Source organism: Pseudoalteromonas sp. MM1, assembly GCF_030296835.1.
Classification (GTDB): Bacteria; Pseudomonadota; Gammaproteobacteria; order Enterobacterales; family Alteromonadaceae; genus Pseudoalteromonas.
Genome location: NZ_AP027922.1, coordinates 2472565 through 2496234, shown reverse-complemented (window position 1 = coordinate 2496234; position 23670 = coordinate 2472565). Strand labels below are relative to the sequence as shown.

Sequence of the window (23670 nt, the reverse complement as noted above, 5' to 3'; positions counted from 1 at the left end):
AAACCGTGATTAACGATATTCAAAAAGATGCGCAAGAGCGCATGCAAAAAAGTGTAGCAGCACTAGGTAGTCAACTATCAAAAATTCGTACAGGTCGTGCTCACCCAGCAATTTTAGACGGTATCATGGTATCGTACTACGGTGCTGATACGCCGCTTAACCAAGTAGCTAATGTAACGATTGAAGACTCTCGTACGCTTGCTATCGGCGTATTCGACAAGTCTTTAGCGCAAGCGGTAGAAAAAGCGATTATGGCCTCTGACTTAGGTTTAAACCCTATGTCTGCGGGTACGGTTATTCGCGTACCACTTCCTCCGCTTACTGAAGAGCGCCGTAAAGATTTAATTAAAATTGTTCGTGGCGAAGTTGAAAGCGGCCGTGTTGCTGTGCGTAACATTCGTCGTGATGCCAATGGCGATATTAAATCGTTATTAAAAGAGAAAGACATTTCTGAAGATGAAGCGCGCCAAGCGGAAGATGCAATTCAAAAGCTTACAGATAAATTTATTAAAGAAATGGATACACAACTAACAGCGAAAGAAGCTGAGTTGATGGAAATCTAAACAGCTAAATAACCTCAATGTAGGTTATGAAATATATTAGTTTTGAAACGCCGTCTAGGGTATACTAGGCGGCGTTTTTTTATGGAATACTCAATATTTATGGTTCTAGACGCTGATACAATTTCACAGCAATGTTTACCTAAACATGTTGCCATCATCATGGATGGGAACGGGCGTTGGGCGCAAGCTAGAAATAGACCTCGTGTGTTCGGGCATAAAAAAGGCGTGGACGCAGTTCGTCAATCTGTTCAGTTCTGTACTAAATTAGGGATACAATCGTTAACCTTATTTGCTTTTAGTAGTGAAAACTGGCGCCGCCCCGAAGATGAAGTAAACACTTTAATGGAGCTTTTTTTGTTTGTTTTAACAAAGGAAGTAAAAAAGCTTCATAAAAATAATGTAAAACTAACCATTATTGGAGATTTATCACGCTTCTCTGAAAGTTTACGTAGCAAAGTAGACGCTGCGCATGAGCTAACAGCAGATAACACCGGTTTGCATTTAAATGTGGCTGCTAACTATGGCGGTAGATGGGACATGGCAAATGCAGCAAAGCAACTTGCAGTACAAGTTGCAAGCGGACAACTCAAGGCAGAGGATGTTACAGAAGAGCGCTTAGCACAGCATATGAGCATGGCTGATCAACCGGAGCTGGATTTGCTCATTCGCACCGGTGGTGATGTTCGTATTAGTAATTTTTTACTATGGCAAGCTGCTTATGCGGAACTTTACTTTACCGATACTCTTTGGCCTGATTTTAACGAAGCAGCATTTGCAGAGGCCATTGCGTGTTACGTTGCCAGAGAGCGACGTTTTGGTTGTACGGGCGAACAAATAAAACAATTACTCGCTCAAACCTAAAATAGAAAAAGGGTCACTATTTTGTTAAAACAACGAATTTTAACCTCGGTTGTATTAGCGCCGTTAGCGCTAGCCTTGGTTTTTTATACTCCACTAACTTTATTTAGTTATTTCGCCGGTATTATTGTTTTACTTGGCGCGTGGGAGTGGTCTGCTTTTATGGGCCTGTGTGGAAAATTAAAGCGTGGAGCGTTTGTCGTATTAATTGGAGCGCTATTGGCACTGTTAAATTTACATTGGCCGATTGAATCTCTGTGGCAAAACGGCCAGCTGGTCGGGGATGCAAATTACTTATTTACGCTCTCATTTGCTTGGTGGATTGTGGCCAGTTATTTAATTTGGCGTTATCCAGCTATGGCCAAGGCATGGAACGAAGGCTTGGTAATGCGCGGCATTGCAGGACTACTTACTTTAATTCCACTATGGCTTGCACTTAATACCTTGCGTAGCGCGCAATACGCCGAATCAACGCATTTTGGCTCAGTACTGATTTTAGTGGTACTTGGCATTGTGTGGAGCGCCGATGTAGGTGCCTACTTTACAGGCAAAAGTTTTGGTAAACACAAGCTAATGCCAAAGGTGAGTCCAAACAAAACCATCGAAGGCTTAGCTGGCGGTGTGGTTGCATCAATTATATTTGTGTTAGCTTTTTGCCACTTTACCGGTGTTGATTTTGCTGTATGGCCTATTTATGCCGTAATGACCGCCTTTATAGCCTTATTTTCGGCTGTTGGTGACTTACTAGAAAGTATGTTTAAACGTGAAGCAGGCTTAAAAGACAGCGGCCGCTGTTTACCTGGTCACGGCGGTATTTTAGACAGAATTGACAGCTTAACCGCAGCCGCCCCTATGTTTGTAATGTGCTATGCATGGACCTTGAGTTTATGAGCCAACAGCAACAACTTGTTATTTTAGGTGCTACAGGTTCAATTGGGTTAAGTACATTAGATGTGATAGCGCGAAACAAATCGCTATTTAACGTTTTTGCCCTAACGGCAGGCCACAATGCCAAAAAAATGGCTGAGCTGTGTATTGAACACGAACCGCTATATGCGGTTATGGCCACCCAAAGCGCTGCAGAGCAATTAGCATCGTATTTAAATAATACGCCATGCCAAACCTTAGTAATGCATTCACAGCAAGCTATGAGCGATTTATGCGCGCATCCTGATGTAGATACTGTGATGTCAGCTATTGTTGGCGCTGCCGGTTTACTACCTACACTAAGCGCTGTAGAGGCTGGTAAAAAGGTACTGCTTGCCAATAAAGAATCGTTAGTTATGTCAGGGCAGTTGTTTATTGATAAAGTAAAACAGCATAAAGCCACATTGTTACCCATTGATAGCGAGCACAACGCTATTTTTCAGTGCTTACCTCATTCTCTTCAAAACGCAAATGCTGATCAAAATTTACAAGAGAAAGGCGTAAGTAAAATATTGCTTACCGGCTCTGGCGGGCCATTTTTAACGCGTGATATAAATACCTTAAAAGCGGTAACGGTGAGCGAAGCTGTTGCGCATCCAAATTGGTCTATGGGACAAAAAATATCGGTAGATTCAGCCACCATGATGAACAAAGGCCTTGAATTTATTGAAGCCAAATGGCTGTTTAATTGTGACGCCAGCGATATTGAGGTGGTGATCCACCCGCAGAGTATTATTCATTCTATGGTGCAATACCATGATGGCTCTATTTTAGCGCAAATGGGTAACCCCGATATGCGCACGCCAATTGCCCATGCACTTGCGTTTCCAGAGCGTATAGATGCCGGCGTTAAACCACTTAACTTTTCGGATATGTGTGATTTTTCGTTCACAAAACCTGACTTTACACGTTATCCCAATTTACAACTTGCTATTGATGCGTGCAGTGCAGGGCAAGGCGCAACCACCACCGTAAATGCTGCAAACGAAATAGCGGTGGCGGCTTTTTTAAAGGGTCAAATTGGCTTTACAGATATTTATAAAATTAATGCACAAACACTCGACGATGCCACATTTACAAACGTACAAAGCCTGGATGAAATTTTAGAGTGTGACAAATCAGCCCGCCAACGTGCTGCGCACCTAATAACAAAAGTGACTCATTAATATGTTAGATTTTTTATGGAATCTTGGTTCATTTATTTTAGCGCTGGGTATTCTAGTTGCCATCCATGAATACGGCCATTTTTGGGTTGCCCGTAAAATGGGTGTTAAAGTGCTGCGCTTTTCAATTGGTTTTGGTAAGCCGCTTTTAAAGTGGCACGATAAATACAATACAGAATACGTAATTGCGGCTATTCCACTTGGTGGTTACGTAAAAATGCTTGATGAGCGAGTCGATGAAGTACCAGAAAATGAGCGCCATTTGTCATTTAACGCTAAATCGGTTCAGGCACGTATAGCCATAGTAGCAGCTGGCCCATTGGCTAACTTTTTATTCGCCATTGTAGCGCTTGCCACTATGTACATGGTGGGCGTGCAATCGATAAAACCTGTAGTAGGTAGCATTACAGAAGGAAGCCGTGCAGAGCAGGCGGGCATTATGCCTTCTGAGCAAATTATTAAAATTGGCGATGATGATATTGCTACTTGGCAAGATGCAACTTTTGCACTTATGTCGAGCCTAGGTGAGCAACGTGTGCCAGTTGTTGTGCGTAACCAAAACTACCAAGAGCAAACAAAAATGCTCAACGTAGAAGGCTGGAAACTCGATCAACAAGATGTGCCGCCACTGAGCTCACTAGGTATTGTACCGTTTAGGCCCCAAGCCACATTAACCATAGCGGCGATTACTAAAAATTCAGCGGCCGAACTGGCAAATTTGCAGGTTAACGATACGATTATCGCTGTAAATGGTGAAACAATAAGCGATTGGCAGCAATTAGTTAATCTTATTACGCAATCGGCTAACAAATCTTTACAATTTAGTGTAAAAAGACAAGATAGTATAAAAAGCGTAATGGTAACGCCTAAATCGCGTATTGATGAGCACGGTGTTGAGCAAGGGTTTTTAGGTGTTGCGCCAGTTGTTCAGCCATGGCCAGAGGGCTATGTTGAAAGCAGAAGCTTTGGTCCGCTTGATAGTATAGCGCGTGGCACTCAAGAGACCTGGCGCCTTATAACGCTTAGCTTTGACATGATTGGTAATTTACTTACGGGTCAGGTTTCGGTTAAAAATTTAAGTGGCCCGGTGGGCATTGCAGTAGGTGCAGGAACTAGCGTAAGCTACGGGCTAGTCGCCTTTTTAAGCTTTTTAGCGCTAATAAGCGTTAACTTGGGTGTATTTAATTTATTACCTCTGCCAGTGCTTGATGGTGGACACTTAATGTATTACATAATTGAACTTTTCCGTAAAAAGCCGGTCTCTGAAAAGACACAAGAATTTGGTTTTAAAGTGGGCGCCTTGCTGCTCATATTTTTAACATGTTTCGCTTTGTTCAATGATGTATCGCGTTTGTAGTTACAGCGTGACAATTACTAATTAGAACACGATTGTAAGCATCACTAACTTTTAGTTTTGATGTTAAGCGGTAATACAGTTGTAAAGGATAAAGATAATAAAATGGCTATAAAAAAACATTTGGCAGTTTCAAGTTTATTGGGTGCAAGTTTTGCAGCCCTGGGCCAAAACTCCTTTATTGTTGAAGATTTAAAAATTGAAGGTTTGCAACGTGTTGCACTAGGTGCAGCACTAACGCATGTTCCTATCAATGTGGGCGATAATGTTGATGACTATACGATTTCAAAAACAATAAAGTCACTTTATCGTTCAGGTCACTTTGACAACATCAAAGCGTTACGCGATGGTAATAACGTTATTTTTAAAGTTACTGAGCGTCCTACTATTAGCTTTATTGAATTTGAAGGCAATAAAGACATAAAAGACGAGCAGCTTAACGAATCACTCGATCAGCAAGATATTCGCCAAGGCGAACCGCTTGATAAAACCGTGATCGATAATATCGAAAAAGGCCTGGTGGAGTTTTTCCACAGTATTGGTAAATATAACGCCACCGTTGATATTAGCGTAACTAAGCTGCCACGTAACCGTGTAAAGCTTAAGCTTGAGTTTGATGAAGGCGAAGCCGCCTCTATTCGTCAAATCAACTTAGTGGGTAACGAATTATTCTCAAACGAAGAGCTTTTAAAGCTTGCTGAATCGCAACAAGATTTACCATGGTGGCAGTTTATGGGTAGCGATCGTTACCAAAAACAAACCATTGAAGGCGATTTAGAAAAAATTCGCAGCTTTTACTTAGACCGTGGCTACTTACGTTTTAATATTGACTCAACGCAAGTATCTGTAAGTCCTGAACGTGAATCAGTGTATGTAACGGCTAACTTAACAGAAGGTGTTAAGTACACTGTTAAAGGTTTTGACTTTATTGGTGATTTACTTGGTCGTGAAGAGCTAATTAAAAGTGTTATTCCACTTCGTGCTGGCGAGCTTTACAACGGCTCTGTAGTGACCTCATCTGAAGAATTTATCAAAAGCTACTTAGCGCGCTTTGGTTACGCCAATGCCGAAGTACGCACAATTCCAGAAATTGATGATGAAAAACAAGAAGTGCAACTTACGCTTTCGGTAAATCCGGGCAAGCGAGTGTACGTTCGTCGTATTATTGTTGGTGGTAACCAAAATACCGCTGATGAAGTACTTCGCCGTGAAATGACGCAACTTGAAGGTGCATGGTTATCTAATCAAAACCTTGAGCGCTCAAAGCTGCAAATTCAACGTTTGCCGTATATGGAAACAGTTGATTTTAACGTAGTACCAGTACCGGGTGTTGATGACCAAGTAGATGTAGACTTTACGGTAAAAGAGCAATCGGCAGGTAGTTTTAACGCGGGCTTAGCGTATGGTTCGTATGCAGGGCTTCAGTTTAATATTGGTGTTACCGAGTCTAACTTTTTAGGCACGGGTAACCAAATTGGCTTAAACCTAAATACCTCTACAGGTTCTGAAAGCATTAGCTTGTCGTACACTGACCCTTACTTCACGCCAGATGGCGTATCGCAAGGCAGCAGTATTTTCTACAACAACTACGACGCGAGTAAATTTAGTTTAGTAGATTATAAGTCAACAAGTTATGGTATTGGTACCAACATTGGCTTCCCAATTGATGCGGTAAACCGTGTTAACTTTGGTGTACGTTGGATTCAAGAAGAACTATCAGAAATTGCTGAGTACGAGCAAACACGTGTACTTCGCGAAACCTTCTTAGATGAAGAAAACCCAGATGCTGGCTTTGACTTTACTAAATATGAGCTAAGCGTTGGTTGGTCGCGTATTACCGTTAACCGTGGTTTATTCCCAACAGCGGGTTCGCGCCAAACATTAAATTTAACAGCCACAACGCCTAATTCAGATCTTCAGTACTTTAAACTGAACTATGATTCGCGTTTTTACTGGCCTATTTCTAATGACCACCGTTGGGTGTTCTCAACACGTGCAGCGCTTGGTTACGGTAATGGCTATGGGTCGACTAATGGCTATGAGCAAACACTGCCGTTCCAAGAGTACTTCCGTATAACTGAAATGGAACTACGTGGCTTTGACCGTAATACAATATTACCTCGTGCTGTATCACGTATTCCTTTATCAATTCCTGGTACACCAAATGCTGATGGGACGACAACCGGAAGTATTGGTGGCTCAGAAGAGTTTGATATTTTAGTACCACAAGGGCGTATCGGTGGTAATGCAAAAGCGGTTGCAGGTATGGAGCTAATTGTACCTACACCGTTCTTAGATGAAGAAAACACCAGCTCTGTACGTACCAGTTTCTTTGTAGATGCTGCAAACGTATGGGATACTGAATTTAACGTTGACCGTTTCCAAAACCTAGCGCCAGATGAGCGTGCTAAGTTAGACGATTACTCTGATCCAATGCGCTTTAGGGTATCGACCGGTTTATCTTTACAATGGATCTCTCCAATGGGTCCAATGCTGATTAGTTTTGCGTATCCATTGCAAAAAGAAGAAGATGACGATACAAAGACCATCAGCTTTAATATTAGTAACACTTTCTAAAGGAGTTTTTTGTGAAAAAATTATTTAAATCAACAGCAGTAGCCGTGTTAGCAACATTGATGATGGGCACCTCTGCAAGTGCATTTGCCCATAAAGTAGGCATTGTTGATATGCAAGAGATCTACAAGCAAATTCCTCAAATGGCTAAAATTGAGCAGTCTTTACAAACTGAGTTTGCTGAGCGTCGTCAAGAGCTTGAAAAACTACAAGGCGATATTCGCTTTGAAGCAGAAAAATTTAAGCGTGAAAGCACTACAATGAGCCAAGCTCAAAAAGATGCACTACGCGATAAAATCCAAGGCATGCAACAAAACCTTGCTGAAAAGGGCCGCCCTTTAGAGCAAGAAATTAAAGCACGTCAAAACCAAGAGCTGGCTAAAGTTCAGGGTTTAATTATTAAAACAATTGAAGAAATTGCTAAAGATGGCGACTTCGATGAAGTTAAAGTTAAAGACACGACTATTTACTTTAACCCTAAAGAAGTAACTGATCTTTCAAGCAAAGTTGTATCAGCAGTTAGTAAGAAATAATCACTCTATGCAAAATTATACGCTTTCGCATATTGCGGAACTTCTAGGCGCCGAACTTCAAGGTGATGGCGCTTTAGAAATTACAAAAATAGCTACACTTGCAAATGCCCGTTCTGGGCATATTGCATTTTTAGCGAACTCAAAATACCGCACCCAGCTTGAAACCACACAAGCCAGTGCAGTTATTGTTAGTGAAGCCGATGCGCCGTATTTTAGTGGCGCAAAAATTATTGTTGGAAACCCGTATGTAAGCTACGCCAAGCTTGCACAATTTATGGATACAACTCCACAAGCGGCGCAGCAAGGTATTCACGCAAGTGCGACTATTCACCCAAGTGCAGCAGTAAGTACTAGTGCAGCCATTGGCGCCAATGTAGTGATAGAAGCTGGTGCTGTAATTGGCGATAATGCACAAATTGGTCCGAACAGTTTTATCGGCGAACGTGTTAAAATAGGTTCTGGCACAAAGCTTTGGCCGAGTGTGACTATTTATCACGATGTTGAAATTGGCGCTGATTGTTTGTTCCAAGCAAATACTGTGGTTGGCAGTGATGGATTTGGCTATGCAAATGAGCGCGGGCAGTGGGTGAAAATTCCTCAGCTAGGCTCTGTGATTATTGGTGACAAGGTTGAAGTGGGCGCAAGTACAACAATTGACCGTGGCGCACTTGATAACACGATTATACATAGCAATGTGATCATTGATAACCAGTGTCAAATAGCACACAACGTTGAAGTTAACTCGGGTACTGCCATTGCTGGCTGTACTGTACTCGCTGGCAGTGTAACCATAGGTAAAAACTGCCAAATTGGCGGGATGACAGCAATTAATGGTCACATGTCAGTATGTGATGGTGTTATAATTACCGGCATGAGTATGGTGACAAAATCGATCACCGAGCCGGGTATTTACTCATCTGGTATGCCCCATACAACTAATAAAGAATGGCGTAAATCAATTGCTCACTTGCGTAACCTTTCAGACATGAAAGCTCGTCTTAAAGCGCTTGAAGCATTGGCTAAGTCATAAACGTTGAACACAAATAAGGATGCTATTTTGGCAAACGAATTAAATAGCCTTGATATTCAAGAAATTTTAAGTTTATTACCCCATCGTTACCCGATGCTTTTAGTTGATCGTGTTATTGATTTTACACCAGGCGAAAAACTACATGCGATTAAAAACGTAACAGTTAATGAGCCTATTTTTACTGGTCACTTTCCAAACCAGCCAATTTTCCCTGGTGTGCTAATATTAGAGGCAATGGCGCAAGCAACTGGTTTATTAGGCTTTAAAACAGTTGAAAACCGTGGCGATAATGAGCTTTACTTATTTGCTGCAGTAGATAATGCGCGTTTTAAGCAGCCTGTAGTACCAGGCGATACAATGCATTTGCATGTAGAGTTTTTAAAAGAGCGCCGCAATATATGGAAATTTGCCGCTGAAGCAAGAGTCGACGGCAAAGTAGTATGTAGTGCCGAAATTATGTGTGCGAGAAGAGAGTTTTAATAGTGATCCATTCTACAGCAATAATCGAACCTGGCGCTAAACTAGGCAACAATGTCTCAGTTGGTCCATATAGCTATATTGGCAATGATGTTGTGATCGGTGATGACTGTATTATTGAGTCTCACGTTGTTATTAAAGGGCCATCTACAATTGGCTCTGGCAACCACATTTTTCAATTTGCGTCAGTAGGCGAAGCCTGCCAAGACAAAAAATATAACAACGAACCAACCACGCTTATTATGGGCGATAACAACGTTATACGTGAGTGTGCAACCATTCACCGTGGTACTATTCAAGACCAGGGTGTTACTAAAATTGGTAGCAATAACTTATTTATGGCGTATACCCACGTTGCTCACGATGCCGTAATTGGTAATAACGTTATATTTGCTAATAACGCAAGTGTTGCAGGCCACGTGCATGTAGGCGATTGGGTTATTTTAGGTGGTAACTCAGGTGTACATCAGTTCTGTAAAATTGGTGATCATGCATTTATTGGTATGTACTCAGGCGTTAATAAAGACGTACCGCCATTTGTAACCACTATTGGTATGCCTGCAGGCCCTGCAGCGACCAATAAAGAAGGTATGAAGCGTCGAGGCTTTGAAAGCGACGAAATTATGGCTGTACGCCGTGCTTATAAAGCGTTTTATCGTAAGAGCTTAAGTGTTGATGAAGCAATTGCCTCACTAAGTGAAGATGCCGCTAAGTATCCTGCAGTACAAACTATGATTGATTTTGTAAAAAGCTCTGAGCGCGGAATCGTAAGATAAGCGCTGTTGCTTTTAAAAAAACCACCTAAGAGAAATCGCGGGTGGTTTTTTATTGCCTATAAAATATTTTAATTCAGTACACACTCAGCCACGTAAGGTTAACCTTTGCGCGAATTTTTATAATTAAAGCGCATCTATGTCTTTTACTAAGTTAATTTTTACCCTCAGTTTTTTATCAATTTTAGCTGCGTGTAGCAGCCAACCTATAGTTACCTCTGCTAATGGTGAGCGTACTCAGTTAGGTAAAGCCTCTTATTACGCTAATAAATACCATGGTCGCACAACAGCAAACGGCGAAACATTTAGCCAAAACGCATCCACTGCTGCGCATTTAAAATTACCCTTTGGTACAAAAGTGAAGGTTACAAACTTGGCAAATAACAAATCGGTAATCGTGAGAATAAACGATAGAGGTCCGTACGTTAGAGGGCGGGTTATTGATTTGTCGTTAGGTATGTTTAAAAAAATTGCCGACCCTAAAGTCGGCGTTATAGATGTATCAATCAGCGTTTTAAAACCGAGTAGTTAAGGCAACATAATCGGTATATTTTTCGCTGAGCGCTTTATGAGTACCTTGTGCTACAAGGCTGCCATTGTCTAGCCAAATAATATTATCCATTTGCGCTAAAAGAGCAGGGTCGTGGGTAATGGTCAGTACGCTTGCGTTCCCCATTACCTGCATAATCGCGTTCATTACCGTTTGCTTAGATTGGTTATCAAGCCCTTCAGTAGGCTCATCAAGAACTAAAATAGCGGGGTTTTGTAATAAAGCTTGCGCAATAGCGATGCGCCTTGATTGGCCTTGAGAAACGTTTCTTCCGCCTGTGCCTAAACGGGTTTTGAAACCATCTTGTAGCTCATTAAACCAAGGTTTGAGCTGTGCAAGGTTAATGGCTTCAAGCATTTCTTCTTTTGTGGCACTTGGCTTTGCATAGCGTAAGTTTTCACTTAATCTGCCATCAAAAATGTGGTGTTGCTGCGCGAGTATATTAATAACGCTTGAACGGGTGTTGCTGCTAAGTGAGTGAAGATCTTCTGCGTTATTTTCATCGCTTAGCCTAATACTGCCTTGCTGCACTGGCCATAATCCGGTGAGCAAATTAACCAATGTGCTTTTACCACTGCCGCTTCTGCCTACAATTGCCACTTTTTGCTGTGCTTTAAGGGTAAAGCTGATATTAGTTAAAGCGGTGTGCTCCTGGTATTTATAAGCAATGTTATTAAGTGACAAACTTGTATTGTTTTTATCAAATTGTATCTCAACTAACTTAGTACTATTAGCTTCTTGGGCTGTGACTTTATCTTCAAGTGTAAATAGTCGCTCAGCAGCTTTAAGTACATTGGGCAGCTCTATAAATGCGTTAGGGAGCAGTAAAACACTTTCAAAGCTTGCTAACACAAATAGGCTTAGCATAGCCAGCTCAATATTTACCATAGCGCCGCTATAAACCAAAGGGACAATAGTGACTATTGCGCCAAGCATAGCTAGTTGCACAACCAGCAAACTTAAACCATCGCTATTTGCGAGTGCTTTATGGCGGCTATAAAGTTGGTGGTTATACTGCTCGTTCAGTTCATTACACTTTGAAATTTGCCCAGCTCGTGCCTGATAAATACTCAGCTCTCTAAGGCCTGTTAGGGTGTCAGAAAGCTCTGATCTAAGTTGTGCACTGAGCTGTGTTTCTTTATGGCTATTTTTATTTAATTTAGCACTTAATAGGGCTGGTAAAACAACACCTATTAATAATATGCCGATAAAACAAATAAGCGCAACGTTGGCATTATAAGCCGCCATAAACACCATAATAATTGGCACACTCAAAAGCGCCACCAGCATTGGCAGTAATATGTTTAAGTAAAACTTATCAAGTGCATCTACATCATTTTGTAGGCGGTTAACTAAATCGGCGCTGCGGCTCATTGCTAAATCTACATTGTTTAGCTTACTCAGCGTGGCAAACATATTAACGCGTATTTCACTAAGTAGTAAAAATGTCGCGTTATGAGTTACTAAGCGCTCACCATAGCGCGATGCAGTTCGTACAATCGCTAAAAACCGAATGGTTCCTGCTGGGGTAAAGTAATTCATGTGTACACCGGCAATCCCAGCTGCCGCCATTGAGGCTAAAAACCACCCCGATATAGCTAATAAGCCTACATTAGCAAGTACCGTTAGCGTTGCTAAAAAAGTACCCAGTAGCATGGCTTTATAATGTGGTCGGCAAAGCGTTAATAGCCTAATAAAATTAGTCATTGTTTGCTCCTTGCGCTTGCGAATTAAGGAGTGATTTAAATGCGCCTTGTTGCTGCTCAAGTTGGCTGTAAGTACCTTGCTGTGCTATTTCGCCATTTTGCATAACAAGGATGTTATTCGCGTTTTTCACTGTATTGAGCCGATGAGCAATAACCAATACCAAGTGAGTTTTAGCGTAATTATTTATAGCCTGTTGAATAAGCTGCTCAGTTTGGCTATCAAGGTGGGCTGTCGGTTCATCAAGCACTAAAATAGGCGCTTGTTTTAAAAACGCCCGTGCAAGGGCTATACGCTGCTTTTGACCGCCAGAGAGTCCTTCACCTTGCTCACCTATAAGGGTATCGAAGCCATTGGGTAATAAATTTATAAAATCTAAGGCACCGGCTTGGTGTGCGGCTTGCTCAAGCTCTAGCTGAGTAGCAGCTGGCTTAGCTATTTTTATATTATCGCTAATGCTTTGATAAAATAGCGTTGGTGTTTGAGGTATCCATGCTATTGAATTTTGTAATGTACTAATGCTTGTTGCATCAAGTGGTTTATTATTAATACTTAATTGCTCAATCACCTGTGGGTGAAACCCTAATAAACAATCAAATAAAGTACTTTTACCTGAGCCACTTGCGCCCACTAAAGCAACTAACCCTGCACCAGGTAACGTAAGGTTTATATTTTTTATGCCTTCATTACTATTTGGATAAGTAAAGTTTAAGTTGTTTATGCTTATTGAATTTATAGGCTTTGCAAACTTTGCTTCATTTTGTTGTGATTGTTCAGGAAGCGGAGCGTTTAAAATCGCGATCATATCGGCTGCGGCACTAATACCTTGCAGACGGGCATGGTAATGGCTGCCTAATTGGCGCAGTGGTAAATAAAACTCTGGAGCGAGTAGTAAAACAACAAAGCCAGTTGCAAAATCAAGCGTGCCAAAAAACAGCCTAAAACCAATAATTACCGCCACTAGTGCCACACTAATAGTAGCTAAAAACTCCAGTGCAAATGATGATAAAAAGGCAATTTTTAAAACACTGAGTGTTGCGTGCCTAAAGTCATCAGAAATTTTGGCTATTTGTTTAAGCTCTTTTTGCGTTGCGTTAAACAATTTCAGTTGTGTTAAACCTTGTACGCGGTCAAAAAAGTAATTACCAAGTACGGCAAGTTGTTTCCAGCGCTGTTGATTAAGTGCTTCGGCTTTATGGCCAACCAAAATCATAAAAAATGGGATAAGCGGGGCGGTTAATAAAAATATTAAGCCTGCCTTGTAATCAGTAGGAAATATAACGACCAATATTGCCAGCGGTACAAGTGCGCTATAGGCAACACCGGGTAAATATTTAGCGTAGTAATCGTGAAGTGCTTCAACGCCATTGTGTAAGGTGTTGAGTGTAGCGCCTTGACCGTGTTGTTCAATATAACTTGGGCCAAGTTGAGTCAATTTGGTTAATAAGGTTTGGCGCATAGCCGACTTTATTTTAAGTGCCGCATAAGCACTGAGCCTTTCGCTAATAGCTAAAAATAGAGCTCTGAGTAAAATAATCCCTGCAAGCGGCCAAAGTAAGTGAGTTACTTGGCTAAGGCTTGCGCCTGCAAACATGACATTATGAATAGTGTGTGCCAGTAAATACGCGCCTGCAATCATTAAAATAGCGTTGAATGTGCCCAGTGCAATACTTAACTTTAACCATGCACCCGCAGGCTTACTTTGCTTTTTTAAAAAAGCGCGTAGAGATTGCTGCTGCGCGCGATTTGGTCGGGGATTAGTCGTCATCTTTTGTGTTGTTAGCTTCGTTTAGTAAATCGTGCATCGGTTGTTCATCATCAGCAATACTGTTTTTATTTTGATGAAACTCGTACCACATCACATTTATAACACCTAAGGTACAGGCTAAAAGTACACCTAAAATCCAAGCGAAATACCACATAATTTAGTCTCCTTAGTAGCTACCGTGCGTGTTGTTTTCAATTTCGTCTACCGTTACTCTGCGCCACATTTTTACGTAACACCAGGTGGTGTAGGCCAGTATTAACGGAATAAATATAACAACAGCAACAAACATAATATTAAGGGTTCTGTGGCTCGATACCGCATCCCAAATAGTTAAGCTAATATCTGGGTTATTAACAGATGGCATAATAAAGGGGAACAGCGACACACCTGCTGTCATAATCACGCCAATTAACATTATACTGGTTGAAATAAGCCCAAGCGCTGGTTTGTTTAGTTTAGAGAACAGCAAAGCACTGAGTGCCATAGCAAAGCCTAAAATAGGGAAGGTTATTGTCCATGGGCGCTCGCTGTAATTATTAAGCCATGCTCCTTGCGCTGTGCTGACTACTTTTGCCAGCGGATCAGCATGGCTTTGCGTATCAGGCATAGACACAATTTGGTAGCCATCTATGTTTGCCACCCAAAAACCGGCAGCCGCAAACAGTACAATAAATACCACTAAGGCATAGCGACCATATTGTGCTGAGCGCTGTGCAACGGCATCTGCTGTGCGCAGTTGTAGCCACATGCCAGCATGAGCAATTAACATGGCAATACTAACTAAACCTGTTAGTAGACCAAATGGGTTGAGTAAGCCAAAAAACGAGCCTTGGTAACTTACACGCAGTAGGTTATCAATGTTAAACGGTACACCTAAAAATAAGTTACCAAAGGCCACACCAAAGACTAAAGCGGGAATGGCACTGCCTGCAAACAAGCCCCAGTCCCAGTTATTACGCCAGCGTTTAGAGTCTATTTTTGAGCGATAATCAAAACCCAAAGGTCTAAAAAATAGCGCAAACAATACCAGCATCATGGCAAAGTAAAAGCCTGAGAATGCTGCAGCATACACCATAGGCCACGCTGCAAATAAAGCGCCGCCTGCGGTAATAAACCATACTTGGTTACCGTCCCAGTGTGCGCCAATTGTGTTAATTACCGTGCGGCGCTCTGAGTCTGTTTTACCCACCAGGCGAAGCAGCATAGCTACGCCCATATCCATGCCATCGGTAATTGCAAAGCCTATTAGCAGTACGCCAATGAGCAGCCACCACAGCATTTTTAATGTTTCATAATCAAAAATCATAATTGCTCTCCTGCGTCTTTATCTGCTTTGTTTGGTAACTCAAAGTGATACTTACCGGTATGCAACGAGCTTGGGCCTTGTTTAATAAAGCGCACCATTAACCAACCTTCTACAATGGCAAGGCCAGTGTAAAAAATAATGAATCCAGTTAAGCTAATTAAAATATCATTTACCGTTAGAGACGAGGTCGCTAAAAAAGTTGGTAATATTTCAGATATTGCCCAAGGTTGACGGCCATATTCGGCAACGATCCAACCAAATTCTATGGCAATCCATGGTAGCGGAATACTTAATACCGCAGCCCACAGCAACCAACGTTTTTGCTCAATAATACGATGTGCGTTGTAATAAAAAGCCAATATAAATACTGCTAGCATTGCTACCCCACAGGCCACCATAATCCTAAATGACCAAAACATAGGCCCCACTTTAGGGAAGGAGTCTTTTACCGCCATTTGAATGTGTTCCTCTGTGGCATCTACCACATTGGGGGTATAGCGCTTGAGCAATAAGCCGTAGCCTAAATCATCTTTGAGAGCATCAAACTTAGCGATGTTTTCTTCGCTGTCATCGCCATTTCTAAGTTTTTCGAGATATTCGTACGCTTCCATGCCGTTACGAATACGTACTTCGTGTTTTTTCTCTAAATCAGAAATACCAATAACTTGCTCATCTAAAGAGCGGGTAGCAATAATGCCCAATGCGTAGGGAATTTTAACTGCTGCATGGGTAACTTGCTCATCCGAGTCTGGAAAACCAAATGCGGTAAACGCTGCAGGTGCTTCTTCGGTGTGCCACTCTGCTTCTATTGTGGCCAATTTTACTTTTTGAACCTCGCCCACTTCGTAGCCTGATTCGTCACCTAATAAAATAACACACAGTATTGACGCTAAACCAAAGCCCGAAGCCACCGAGAACGAGCGCTTAGCAAAGGCTAAATCTCGGCCTTTTAATATGTACCAACTACTAATACCCAGCACAAACATAGAAGCGGCTACATAACCTGCCGATACAGTATGAATAAACTTAACTTGTGCCACAGGGTTAAATACAAGCTCAGCAAAGTTAGTCATTTCCATGCGCATAGTTTGATAGTTAAACTCTGCTCCCACTGGGTTTTGCATCCAGCCGTTAGCAATCAAAATCCACAGCGCCGACATATTGGTTCCCAGCGCCATTAAAAATGTAGCGCCCAAATGTTGGCGTTTAGTTAACCTATCCCAGCCTAAAAAGAACATACCCACAAAGGTTGACTCTAAAAAGAACGCCATTAAACCTTCAATAGCCAGCGGCGCACCAAACACGTCACCCACGTAATGCGAGTAATAAGACCAGTTAGTACCAAACTCAAACTCCATGGTGAGGCCCGTTGCCACCCCAATGGCAAAGTTAATACCAAACAGTTTTCCCCAAAACTTAGTCATATCACGATAAATTTCGCGACCGGTCATCACATAAACCGATTCCATAATAACTAAAATCCAGGTCATACCTATGGTTAAAGGCACGAATAAGAAATGGAAGAGTGCGGTAACAGCAAACTGCAATCGCGATAGATCCACAAAGGTTTCATCTATCATTTTTGGCTCCTTGAGGGTGACGGGTTAACAAGGCAATCAATAATTGGCAACGTTAAAATTAATGAACTTTCAGTAATTACTGAAAGTTTGGAATATTATTTACGTTTGCACAATTTTTGTCAACAAACATATTAGAAAAAGTTAATATATATTCACCATGCTACATCAGTATTAAAAACATACAATCATTTGTGTCTACTTTGGTTACAAAAACCATCGATTTAAAGCGTTTAATCAAACACTAAAACACGGTAAACTAACCGCTATGAACGCCTGATAAATAAAGTCGAATGAATAAAGAGAAAAAACAACTACGAATTGGTATTGTGGCCGGTGAGCTGTCGGGCGATATTTTAGGCGAAGGCTTAATTAAAGCACTTAAAACGCACTTTCCAGATGCTATTTTTGAAGGCATTGCGGGGCCAAAAATGCAGGCGCAAGGCTGTAAAACGCTTTACGACATGGACGAGCTATCGGTAATGGGGCTGGTTGAAGTATTAGGGCGTTTACCGCGTTTACTTAAAATACGCAAACAGCTAGTACAACATTTTGTTGATAACCCCCCTGATGTATTTATAGGTATAGATGCGCCCGATTTTAACCTACGCGTAGAAAAACCATTAAAAGATGCCGGCATTAAAACCATACAATACGTAAGCCCATCAGTGTGGGCATGGCGTGAAAAGCGTATTCATACAATAAGTGCTGCCACAAACTTAGTGCTTGCTTTGCTACCTTTTGAAAAAGAATTTTACGATAAGCACCAAGTACCTTGTACGTTTGTAGGGCACACCTTAGCTGACGATATAGCCCTTGAGCACGACGATAGCCAAGCTCGTGCAGAGCTAGGACTAAGCCTTGATGATAAAGTACTGGCATTACTGCCAGGGAGCCGCGGCTCTGAAGTGGGCTTACTAAGCGAAACCTACATAAAAACAGCAGCGCAGTTACAAGCGCAAAACCCAGACCTTAAAATAGTGGTGCCACTCGTAAACGAAAAACGCAGAGCGCAATTTAGTGATATTTTAAATGCCACAGCGCCAAACTTAACTGTAAACCTACTCGATGGTCAGTCAAAATTAGCCATGCAAGCGGCTGATGCCATTTTACTAGCATCAGGCACGGCGACGCTCGAAGGCATGTTATATAAAAAGCCTATGGTTGTGGGTTATAAAATTAAGCCAATGAGCTATTGGATTTTTAAAACCTTGTTTACTTTTAATATTAAATATTTTTCGCTGCCAAACTTATTAGCCGATGAAGAGCTAGTGCCGGAGTTTTTACAAAGTGAATGCAACGTGGCTAATTTAACAAGCGCACTAACACCTATGCTAAATACTGATAATAAAGAACTAAAAGCACGTTTTTTAGCTATCCACGAAAAAATTAGACTAGATGCCAGCAAACAAGCAGCCAAGGCTGTGGCGGAGTTAATAAATGCAAATTGAACGACCCAACGTAACCTTAATTGCCGGAGTAGATGAAGTCGGGCGTGGCCCGCTTGTCGGTGATGTTGTTACCGCTGCAGTAATACTTGACCCAGCTAACCCGATTGCAGGTTTAGCCGACTCTAAAAAGCTTACCGACAAAAAACGCCAAGCACTGGCTATAGAAATAAAACAAAAAGCCCTGTGCTACGCCATTGGTCGTTGTAGCCCAACTGAAATTGACGAGTTAAATATTTTACACGCAACTATGCTTGCGATGACGCGCGCAATTGAAGGGCTAAGCACACAACCAGAGTTTGTATTTGTAGATGGTAACCGCTTACCTAAATTAGCAATGCCTGCTCAAGCGGTCGTTAAAGGCGACAGCTTAGTAGCCGAAATTTCAGCAGCCTCTATTTTAGCTAAAGTAGCGCGTGATGACGAAATGCTTGAGCTTGATACACGCTACCCACAATACGGGTTTGCAGGGCATAAAGGGTATCCAACTAAAGCGCATTTTGCAGCGCTTGAACAATACGGCGCAATTGATGAGCACCGTAAAAGCTTTAAGCCGGTACAACGTGTGCTAATGCAAGCAAAGGGTGAGGCATAAATAATGGCCGCTCCAAATTTTGTACATTTACGGGTTCACTCAGACTTTTCAATGGTCGACGGCCTAGCCAAAACCAAGCCAATTGTTGCTAAAGCGCAAGAGCTTGAAATGCCAGCGCTGGCAATTACCGATCAAATGAACTTTTGTGGTTTAGTACGGTTTTATGGTGCCACGCACAGTGCAGGGATTAAACCGATTGTTGGTGCTGATTTTTGGCTACGCAGTCCAGAATTTCCAGACGAGCCTTGCCGCATTACGTTGCTAGCTAAAGACAACGACGGTTATAAAAATATCACCTTATTGATCTCACAAGCGTATCAGCGTGGGCATATATTTCATCGCCCCGTGATTGACCGAGAATGGCTGGTAAAGCACAGAGAAGGGCTTATTATTCTCTCAGGTGCTAAAGATGGTGACTTAGGTAAAGCCTTATTAAAAAATAACCCAGGCGTTATTGAATCTGTAGTGAGCTTTTATAAGCAGCATTTTAGCGATCATTACTATTTAGAGCTCGTTCGTACCAACCGCCCACTAGAAGAAGACTACCTGCATATGGCGGTAGAGCTGGCACATAAAGAGCAGCTGCCGGTTGTTGCCACCAACGAAGTGGTTTTTTTAAAGCCCGAAAACTTTGAAGCACATGAAATTCGCGTGGCTATTTTTGATGGCTATACCCTTGATGATAAACGCCGCCCTAAGCGATTTTCACAAGAGCAATACCTAAAAACGCCTGAGCAAATGGCGGAGCTATTTAGCGACATTCCTGAAGCACTGCAAAATACGGTAGAAATAGCCAAACGCTGTAATGTAACAGTTCAACTAGGCACATACTTTTTGCCTGATTACCCCACAGGCTCGTTAAAAATTGAAGACTTTTTGGTTAAGGTTTCACAAGACGGCCTTGAAGAGCGACTACAATTTTTATTCCCCGATGAACAAGAGCGACAAGAAAAACGGGGCGAATACGACGATCGCTTAAAAGTAGAGCTAGATGTAATTAACCAAATGGGTTTCCCTGGCTACTTCTTAATCGTAATGGAGTTTATTCAGTGGAGTAAAGATAACAATATTCCAGTAGGGCCAGGACGTGGTTCGGGTGCGGGTTCATTAGTGGCTTACGCGCTTAAAATAACCGACTTAGATCCGCTGGAATTTGACTTACTCTTTGAGCGATTTCTAAACCCAGAACGTGTATCAATGCCCGATTTCGATGTCGACTTTTGTATGGACAGGCGCGATGAGGTAATTGACCACGTATCGGCATTGTATGGGCGGGACGCGGTATCACAAATTATTACCTTTGGTACTATGGCGGCAAAAGCGGTAATTCGTGATGTAGGCCGTGTACTAGGCCATCCTTATGGGTTTGTTGATCGTATCTCTAAATTGATCCCAGGGGATCCGGGGATGACGCTTGCCAAAGCGTTTGAGGTAGAGCCGCGTTTACAAGAAGCCTACGATGGCGACTCAGAAGTAAAAGATTTAATCGACATGTGTCGCATCCTTGAAGGGTGTACGCGTAATGCCGGTAAACACGCCGGTGGTGTTGTAATATCGCCGACTACTATTACCGACTTTGCTGCACTTTATTGTGATGACGAAGGTAAGTTTCCGGTTACCCAGTTTGATAAAAACGACGTAGAAACAGCAGGGCTGGTAAAGTTCGATTTCTTGGGCTTACGTACACTGACCATTTTGCAGTGGGCGGTAGATATGACCAACGAGCGAATGAAGCGCGAAGGTAAAGACCCCGTTGATATAAACACCATTCCACTGGATGACAAAAAAAGTATAGAGCTATTGCTGCGCGCCGAAACAACCGCGGTATTCCAGCTAGAATCGCGTGGCATGAAAGACCTCGTACGCCGATTAAAGCCCGATTGCTTTGAAGATATGATTGCACTTGTAGCCTTGTTCCGCCCGGGCCCGCTGCAATCAGGCATGGTAGATAACTTCATCGACCGTAAGCTTGGCCGAGAAGAAATTTCTTACCCCGATGCCCAATATCAACACGAAAGCTTAAAGCCCATACTTGAGCCTACTTACGGCATTATTTTGTACCAAGAACAAGTAATGCAAATTGCCCAAGTACTCGCCGGTTATACGCTGGGTGGCGCCGACATGCTTCGTCGTGCAATGGGTAAGAAAAAACCCGAAGAAATGGCTAAGCAGCGTTCAACCTTTGAAGAAGGTGCACGTAATAATGGTATAGACGGCGAACTAGCGATTAAAATTTTCGACCTGGTAGAAAAATTCGCCGGTTATGGTTTTAATAAATCTCACTCGGCAGCGTATGCACTGGTATCGTACCAAACGCTTTGGATGAAAACGCACCATCCGGCAGAATTTATGGCCGCGGTAATGTCGGCCGATATGGATAACACCGATAAAATAGTGATCTTGGTGGATGAATGTGAAAACATGAAGCTCACCTTATTACCGCCAGATGTAAACGCCGGTGAGTTTAAGTTTACGGTAAACCTAAAAGGTGAAATTGTTTACGGCATCGGTGCAATTAAAGGCGTAGGTGAAGCGCCGGTAGAGGCCATTTTAGAAGCGCGCGCAAAAGGCGGCCCATTTAAAGATTTATTTGATTTTTGTGCTCGTGTAGATTTAAAACGCTTAAATAAACGCGTGACCGAAAAATTAATTTACGCCGGTGCGCTTGACCAACTAGGGCCAGAAAAAACCCAAGCAGGGCGTGCAACTTTACTGGCAAGTTTAAAAGATGCCATGCGCGCAGCCGATCAGCACAATAAGGCTGAGCAGCTTGGGCAAAGCGATTTATTTGGTTTACTGGCCACCGAGCCTGATGAAGTTGAACAAGCATTTATTAAAGCAACACCGCTTACCGATAACCAATGGCTTGATGGCGAAAAAGACACCCTAGGCCTTTATTTAACAGGGCATCCGATCAATCAATATCGGCGCGAGCTTAGACATTACACCAGCGGTAAGTTGGTGGATTTACAGCCAACAAATCGTGATGTACTCTCTACGGCGGCTGGGTTAGTTATTTCTGCGCGAACCTTAATTAATAAAAAAGGAAATCGTTGGGGCTTAATAACTTTAGATGACAAGAGCGCCCGTATTGATGTACGCTTGTTTCCAGAACAGTTCGAAATGTACCAAGAAATGCTTCAAGTAAACAATATCTTGGTAATATCTGGACAGGTCAGCTTTGATAACTTCTCCGGTGGCATTACAATGACCGCCAGAGAAATAAACACCATTGCTCAAGCGCGTGAAAAACGCCTTAAAGCGATTAAAATGACGCTGAACATGGTGCAAATCGAGGCAGGTTTCTTCGATAAATTACAAAAAGTACTCGAACCTTATAAAATGGGAACGTGTCCGATCAAGGTTTATTACCAGCGCCCCGATGCGTTGGCTCAATTAACCCTAGGGATCGAATGGTGTGTTACGCCGAGCGACGACTTAATTCATAAGTTATCACTTATGGCGGCACAAGATGTAGAACTAGAATTTAACTGATTAGGTAGTTTAGAGCATGAGCCTCAATTATCTTGATTTTGAGCTTCCGATTGCAGAATTAGAAGCAAAAATTGAAGAATTACAAAGCATAAGCCGCGCTGGCGAATTAGACCTTGAGTTAGAAGAGGAAGTCAGCAAATTAAAAGAAAAAAGCGCTAAGCAAAAAGAGGAAATTTTCTCAAATTTAGGCGCTTGGCAAGTATCGCAGTTAGCGCGTCATCCGTTGCGTCCTTACACTCGAGATTATATCGAGCGCATTTTCACGGAATTTGACGAGTTAGCAGGCGATCGTACTTTTGCAAACGATCCGGCTATTTTAGGCGGTGTTGCGCGTTTAGATGGCGAGCCAGTCATGGTTATTGGCCAGCAAAAAGGGCGCGATACAGCTGAAAAAATTAAACGTAACTTTGGTATGCCAAAGCCAGAAGGCTACCGCAAGGCCTTACGTTTAATGGAAATGGCTGAGCGTTTTAAAATGCCAATTATGACCTTTATCGACACGCCAGGGGCATACCCAGGTGTTGGTGCTGAAGAGCGCGGTCAGTCTGAGGCAATTGCACGTAACCTAAAAGTAATGGCTGCACTTAAAGTACCAACCATTTGTACGGTTATTGGCGAAGGCGGCTCAGGTGGTGCATTAGCCATTGGTGTTGGCGATAGAGTTAACATGTTGCAATACAGCACGTACTCAGTAATTTCACCAGAAGGCTGTGCCTCTATTTTATGGAAAAGCGCTGACAAAGCACCCCTTGCGGCAGAGGCAATGGGTGTAACAGCTGAGCGTGTTAAAGAGCTTGATTTAATTAATAACTTAGTTGAAGAGCCTTTAGGCGGTGCACACCGCAATTACGATGCTATGGCACGTAACTTAAAAACACGCTTAAAGCGCGACCTTGCAGACTTACAAGCGCTTTCGCTTGAAGACATGCTAGATCAACGCTACAAACGCTTAATGTCGTTTGGTTACTGCTAATT

General features: G+C 42.3%; 20 protein-coding genes. 15 read left to right on the top strand and 5 right to left on the bottom strand.

Annotation, left to right across the window (positions count from 1 at the left end; all coding sequences use genetic code 11):
• The first annotated feature begins 5 nt into the window (after window positions 1-5).
• The 11 genes from frr (at window position 6) to QUE46_RS11325 (ending at window position 10784) form a co-directional block, all read left to right on the top strand.
• The gene (gene frr, locus QUE46_RS11375; RefSeq protein ID WP_286244864.1) at window positions 6-563 is read left to right on the top strand and encodes a ribosome recycling factor; all 558 of its coding nucleotides are present in this window, start codon (window positions 6-8) and stop codon (window positions 561-563) included.
• An 81-nt stretch (window positions 564-644) separates the two neighbouring features.
• Complete coding sequence (locus QUE46_RS11370) at window positions 645-1424, top strand: isoprenyl transferase (protein WP_286244863.1); 780 nt, start codon at window positions 645-647, stop codon at window positions 1422-1424.
• Window positions 1425-1445: 21 nt separating this feature from the next.
• Complete coding sequence (locus QUE46_RS11365) at window positions 1446-2312, top strand: phosphatidate cytidylyltransferase (RefSeq protein ID WP_286244862.1); 867 nt, start codon at window positions 1446-1448, stop codon at window positions 2310-2312.
• A complete protein-coding gene (gene ispC / locus QUE46_RS11360; protein ID WP_286247746.1) occupies window positions 2309-3514 on the top strand; it encodes a 1-deoxy-D-xylulose-5-phosphate reductoisomerase in 1206 nt (401 codons plus the stop codon). The genes QUE46_RS11365 and ispC overlap by 4 nt, the downstream gene beginning before the upstream one ends.
• 1 nt (window position 3515) lies before the next feature.
• Entirely contained in the window at window positions 3516-4868 is a 1353-nt protein-coding gene (gene rseP, locus QUE46_RS11355; protein WP_286244861.1) for a sigma E protease regulator RseP, read from the top strand.
• Window positions 4869-4970: 102 nt separating this feature from the next.
• Window positions 4971-7442 (top strand): outer membrane protein assembly factor BamA, encoded by a 2472-nt coding sequence (gene bamA, locus QUE46_RS11350; protein WP_286244860.1) that lies wholly within the window; start codon window positions 4971-4973, stop codon window positions 7440-7442.
• An 11-nt stretch (window positions 7443-7453) separates the two neighbouring features.
• Window positions 7454-7972: an OmpH family outer membrane protein gene (locus tag QUE46_RS11345; protein WP_004586927.1), complete on the top strand. Its 519-nt coding sequence runs from the start codon at window positions 7454-7456 to the stop codon at window positions 7970-7972.
• Between the two features lie 7 nt (window positions 7973-7979).
• On the top strand, window positions 7980-9002 hold the full coding sequence (lpxD, locus tag QUE46_RS11340; RefSeq protein WP_286244859.1) for a UDP-3-O-(3-hydroxymyristoyl)glucosamine N-acyltransferase: 1023 nt from the start codon (window positions 7980-7982) through the stop codon (window positions 9000-9002).
• A 27-nt stretch (window positions 9003-9029) separates the two neighbouring features.
• A complete protein-coding gene (gene fabZ, locus QUE46_RS11335) occupies window positions 9030-9482 on the top strand; it encodes a 3-hydroxyacyl-ACP dehydratase FabZ (protein ID WP_055018255.1) in 453 nt (150 codons plus the stop codon).
• 2 nt (window positions 9483-9484) lie between these two features.
• Complete coding sequence (gene lpxA / locus QUE46_RS11330; protein WP_029773689.1) at window positions 9485-10255, top strand: acyl-ACP--UDP-N-acetylglucosamine O-acyltransferase; 771 nt, start codon at window positions 9485-9487, stop codon at window positions 10253-10255.
• A 136-nt stretch (window positions 10256-10391) separates the two neighbouring features.
• Window positions 10392-10784: a septal ring lytic transglycosylase RlpA family protein gene (locus QUE46_RS11325; RefSeq protein ID WP_286244858.1), complete on the top strand. Its 393-nt coding sequence runs from the start codon at window positions 10392-10394 to the stop codon at window positions 10782-10784.
• On the opposite strand, the gene cydC is transcribed toward QUE46_RS11325, so the two are convergent.
• Genes cydC through QUE46_RS11300 form a run of 5 tightly spaced genes read right to left on the bottom strand, consistent with a single transcriptional unit; the run spans window position 10767 to window position 17160 of the window.
• Complete coding sequence (gene cydC, locus QUE46_RS11320; protein ID WP_286244857.1) at window positions 10767-12509, bottom strand: thiol reductant ABC exporter subunit CydC; 1743 nt, start codon at window positions 12507-12509, stop codon at window positions 10767-10769. The two genes, QUE46_RS11325 and cydC, sit on opposite strands and share 18 nt — an antisense overlap.
• The gene (cydD, locus tag QUE46_RS11315) at window positions 12502-14274 is read right to left on the bottom strand and encodes a thiol reductant ABC exporter subunit CydD (protein WP_286244856.1); all 1773 of its coding nucleotides are present in this window, start codon (window positions 14272-14274) and stop codon (window positions 12502-12504) included. Before cydD ends, cydC begins: the two co-directional genes overlap by 8 nt.
• Window positions 14264-14428 carry a cytochrome bd-I oxidase subunit CydX gene (gene cydX, locus QUE46_RS11310; RefSeq protein WP_004586934.1) on the bottom strand — a complete coding sequence of 55 codons (165 nt, stop codon included), beginning with the start codon at window positions 14426-14428 and terminating at the stop codon, window positions 14264-14266. Before cydX ends, cydD begins: the two co-directional genes overlap by 11 nt.
• A 12-nt stretch (window positions 14429-14440) precedes the next feature.
• A complete protein-coding gene (gene cydB, locus QUE46_RS11305; RefSeq protein WP_286244855.1) occupies window positions 14441-15580 on the bottom strand; it encodes a cytochrome d ubiquinol oxidase subunit II in 1140 nt (379 codons plus the stop codon).
• Window positions 15577-17160 (bottom strand): cytochrome ubiquinol oxidase subunit I, encoded by a 1584-nt coding sequence (locus QUE46_RS11300; RefSeq protein WP_286244854.1) that lies wholly within the window; start codon window positions 17158-17160, stop codon window positions 15577-15579. The genes cydB and QUE46_RS11300 overlap by 4 nt, the downstream gene beginning before the upstream one ends.
• Before the next feature lie 290 nt (window positions 17161-17450).
• Here QUE46_RS11300 and lpxB point away from each other — a divergent pair, with 290 nt between their 5' ends.
• The 4 genes from lpxB to accA are packed head-to-tail and all read left to right on the top strand — an operon-like array spanning window position 17451 to window position 23668.
• Complete coding sequence (gene lpxB / locus QUE46_RS11295) at window positions 17451-18608, top strand: lipid-A-disaccharide synthase (protein ID WP_286244853.1); 1158 nt, start codon at window positions 17451-17453, stop codon at window positions 18606-18608.
• The gene (gene rnhB / locus QUE46_RS11290) at window positions 18598-19200 is read left to right on the top strand and encodes a ribonuclease HII (RefSeq protein ID WP_286244852.1); all 603 of its coding nucleotides are present in this window, start codon (window positions 18598-18600) and stop codon (window positions 19198-19200) included. The genes lpxB and rnhB overlap by 11 nt, the downstream gene beginning before the upstream one ends.
• A gap of 3 nt (window positions 19201-19203) precedes the next feature.
• Window positions 19204-22695, top strand: coding sequence for a DNA polymerase III subunit alpha (dnaE, locus tag QUE46_RS11285; RefSeq protein WP_286244851.1), 3492 nt, complete (start codon window positions 19204-19206; stop codon window positions 22693-22695).
• Window positions 22696-22711: 16 nt separating this feature from the next.
• Window positions 22712-23668, top strand: coding sequence for an acetyl-CoA carboxylase carboxyl transferase subunit alpha (gene accA, locus QUE46_RS11280; RefSeq protein ID WP_286244850.1), 957 nt, complete (start codon window positions 22712-22714; stop codon window positions 23666-23668).
• Window positions 23669-23670 lie beyond the last annotated feature (2 nt).

What these genes read in the sequence shown, in the direction of transcription:
- cydB (WP_286244855.1), bottom strand. Translation starts at nt 15,580, where the DNA reads ATGATTTTTGATTATGAAACATTAAAAATGCTGTGGTGGCTGCTCATT.
- QUE46_RS11325 (WP_286244858.1), top strand. Translation starts at nt 10,392, where the DNA reads ATGTCTTTTACTAAGTTAATTTTTACCCTCAGTTTTTTATCAATTTTA.
- cydD (WP_286244856.1), bottom strand. Translation starts at nt 14,274, where the DNA reads ATGACGACTAATCCCCGACCAAATCGCGCGCAGCAGCAATCTCTACGC.
- QUE46_RS11370 (WP_286244863.1), top strand. Translation starts at nt 645, where the DNA reads ATGGAATACTCAATATTTATGGTTCTAGACGCTGATACAATTTCACAG.
- cydC (WP_286244857.1), bottom strand. Translation starts at nt 12,509, where the DNA reads ATGACTAATTTTATTAGGCTATTAACGCTTTGCCGACCACATTATAAA.
- cydX (WP_004586934.1), bottom strand. Translation starts at nt 14,428, where the DNA reads ATGTGGTATTTCGCTTGGATTTTAGGTGTACTTTTAGCCTGTACCTTA.
- dnaE (WP_286244851.1), top strand. Translation starts at nt 19,204, where the DNA reads ATGGCCGCTCCAAATTTTGTACATTTACGGGTTCACTCAGACTTTTCA.
- rnhB (WP_286244852.1), top strand. Translation starts at nt 18,598, where the DNA reads ATGCAAATTGAACGACCCAACGTAACCTTAATTGCCGGAGTAGATGAA.
- bamA (WP_286244860.1), top strand. Translation starts at nt 4,971, where the DNA reads ATGGCTATAAAAAAACATTTGGCAGTTTCAAGTTTATTGGGTGCAAGT.
- ispC (WP_286247746.1), top strand. Translation starts at nt 2,309, where the DNA reads ATGAGCCAACAGCAACAACTTGTTATTTTAGGTGCTACAGGTTCAATT.
- lpxD (WP_286244859.1), top strand. Translation starts at nt 7,980, where the DNA reads ATGCAAAATTATACGCTTTCGCATATTGCGGAACTTCTAGGCGCCGAA.
- lpxB (WP_286244853.1), top strand. Translation starts at nt 17,451, where the DNA reads ATGAATAAAGAGAAAAAACAACTACGAATTGGTATTGTGGCCGGTGAG.
- accA (WP_286244850.1), top strand. Translation starts at nt 22,712, where the DNA reads ATGAGCCTCAATTATCTTGATTTTGAGCTTCCGATTGCAGAATTAGAA.
- rseP (WP_286244861.1), top strand. Translation starts at nt 3,516, where the DNA reads ATGTTAGATTTTTTATGGAATCTTGGTTCATTTATTTTAGCGCTGGGT.
- QUE46_RS11300 (WP_286244854.1), bottom strand. Translation starts at nt 17,160, where the DNA reads ATGATAGATGAAACCTTTGTGGATCTATCGCGATTGCAGTTTGCTGTT.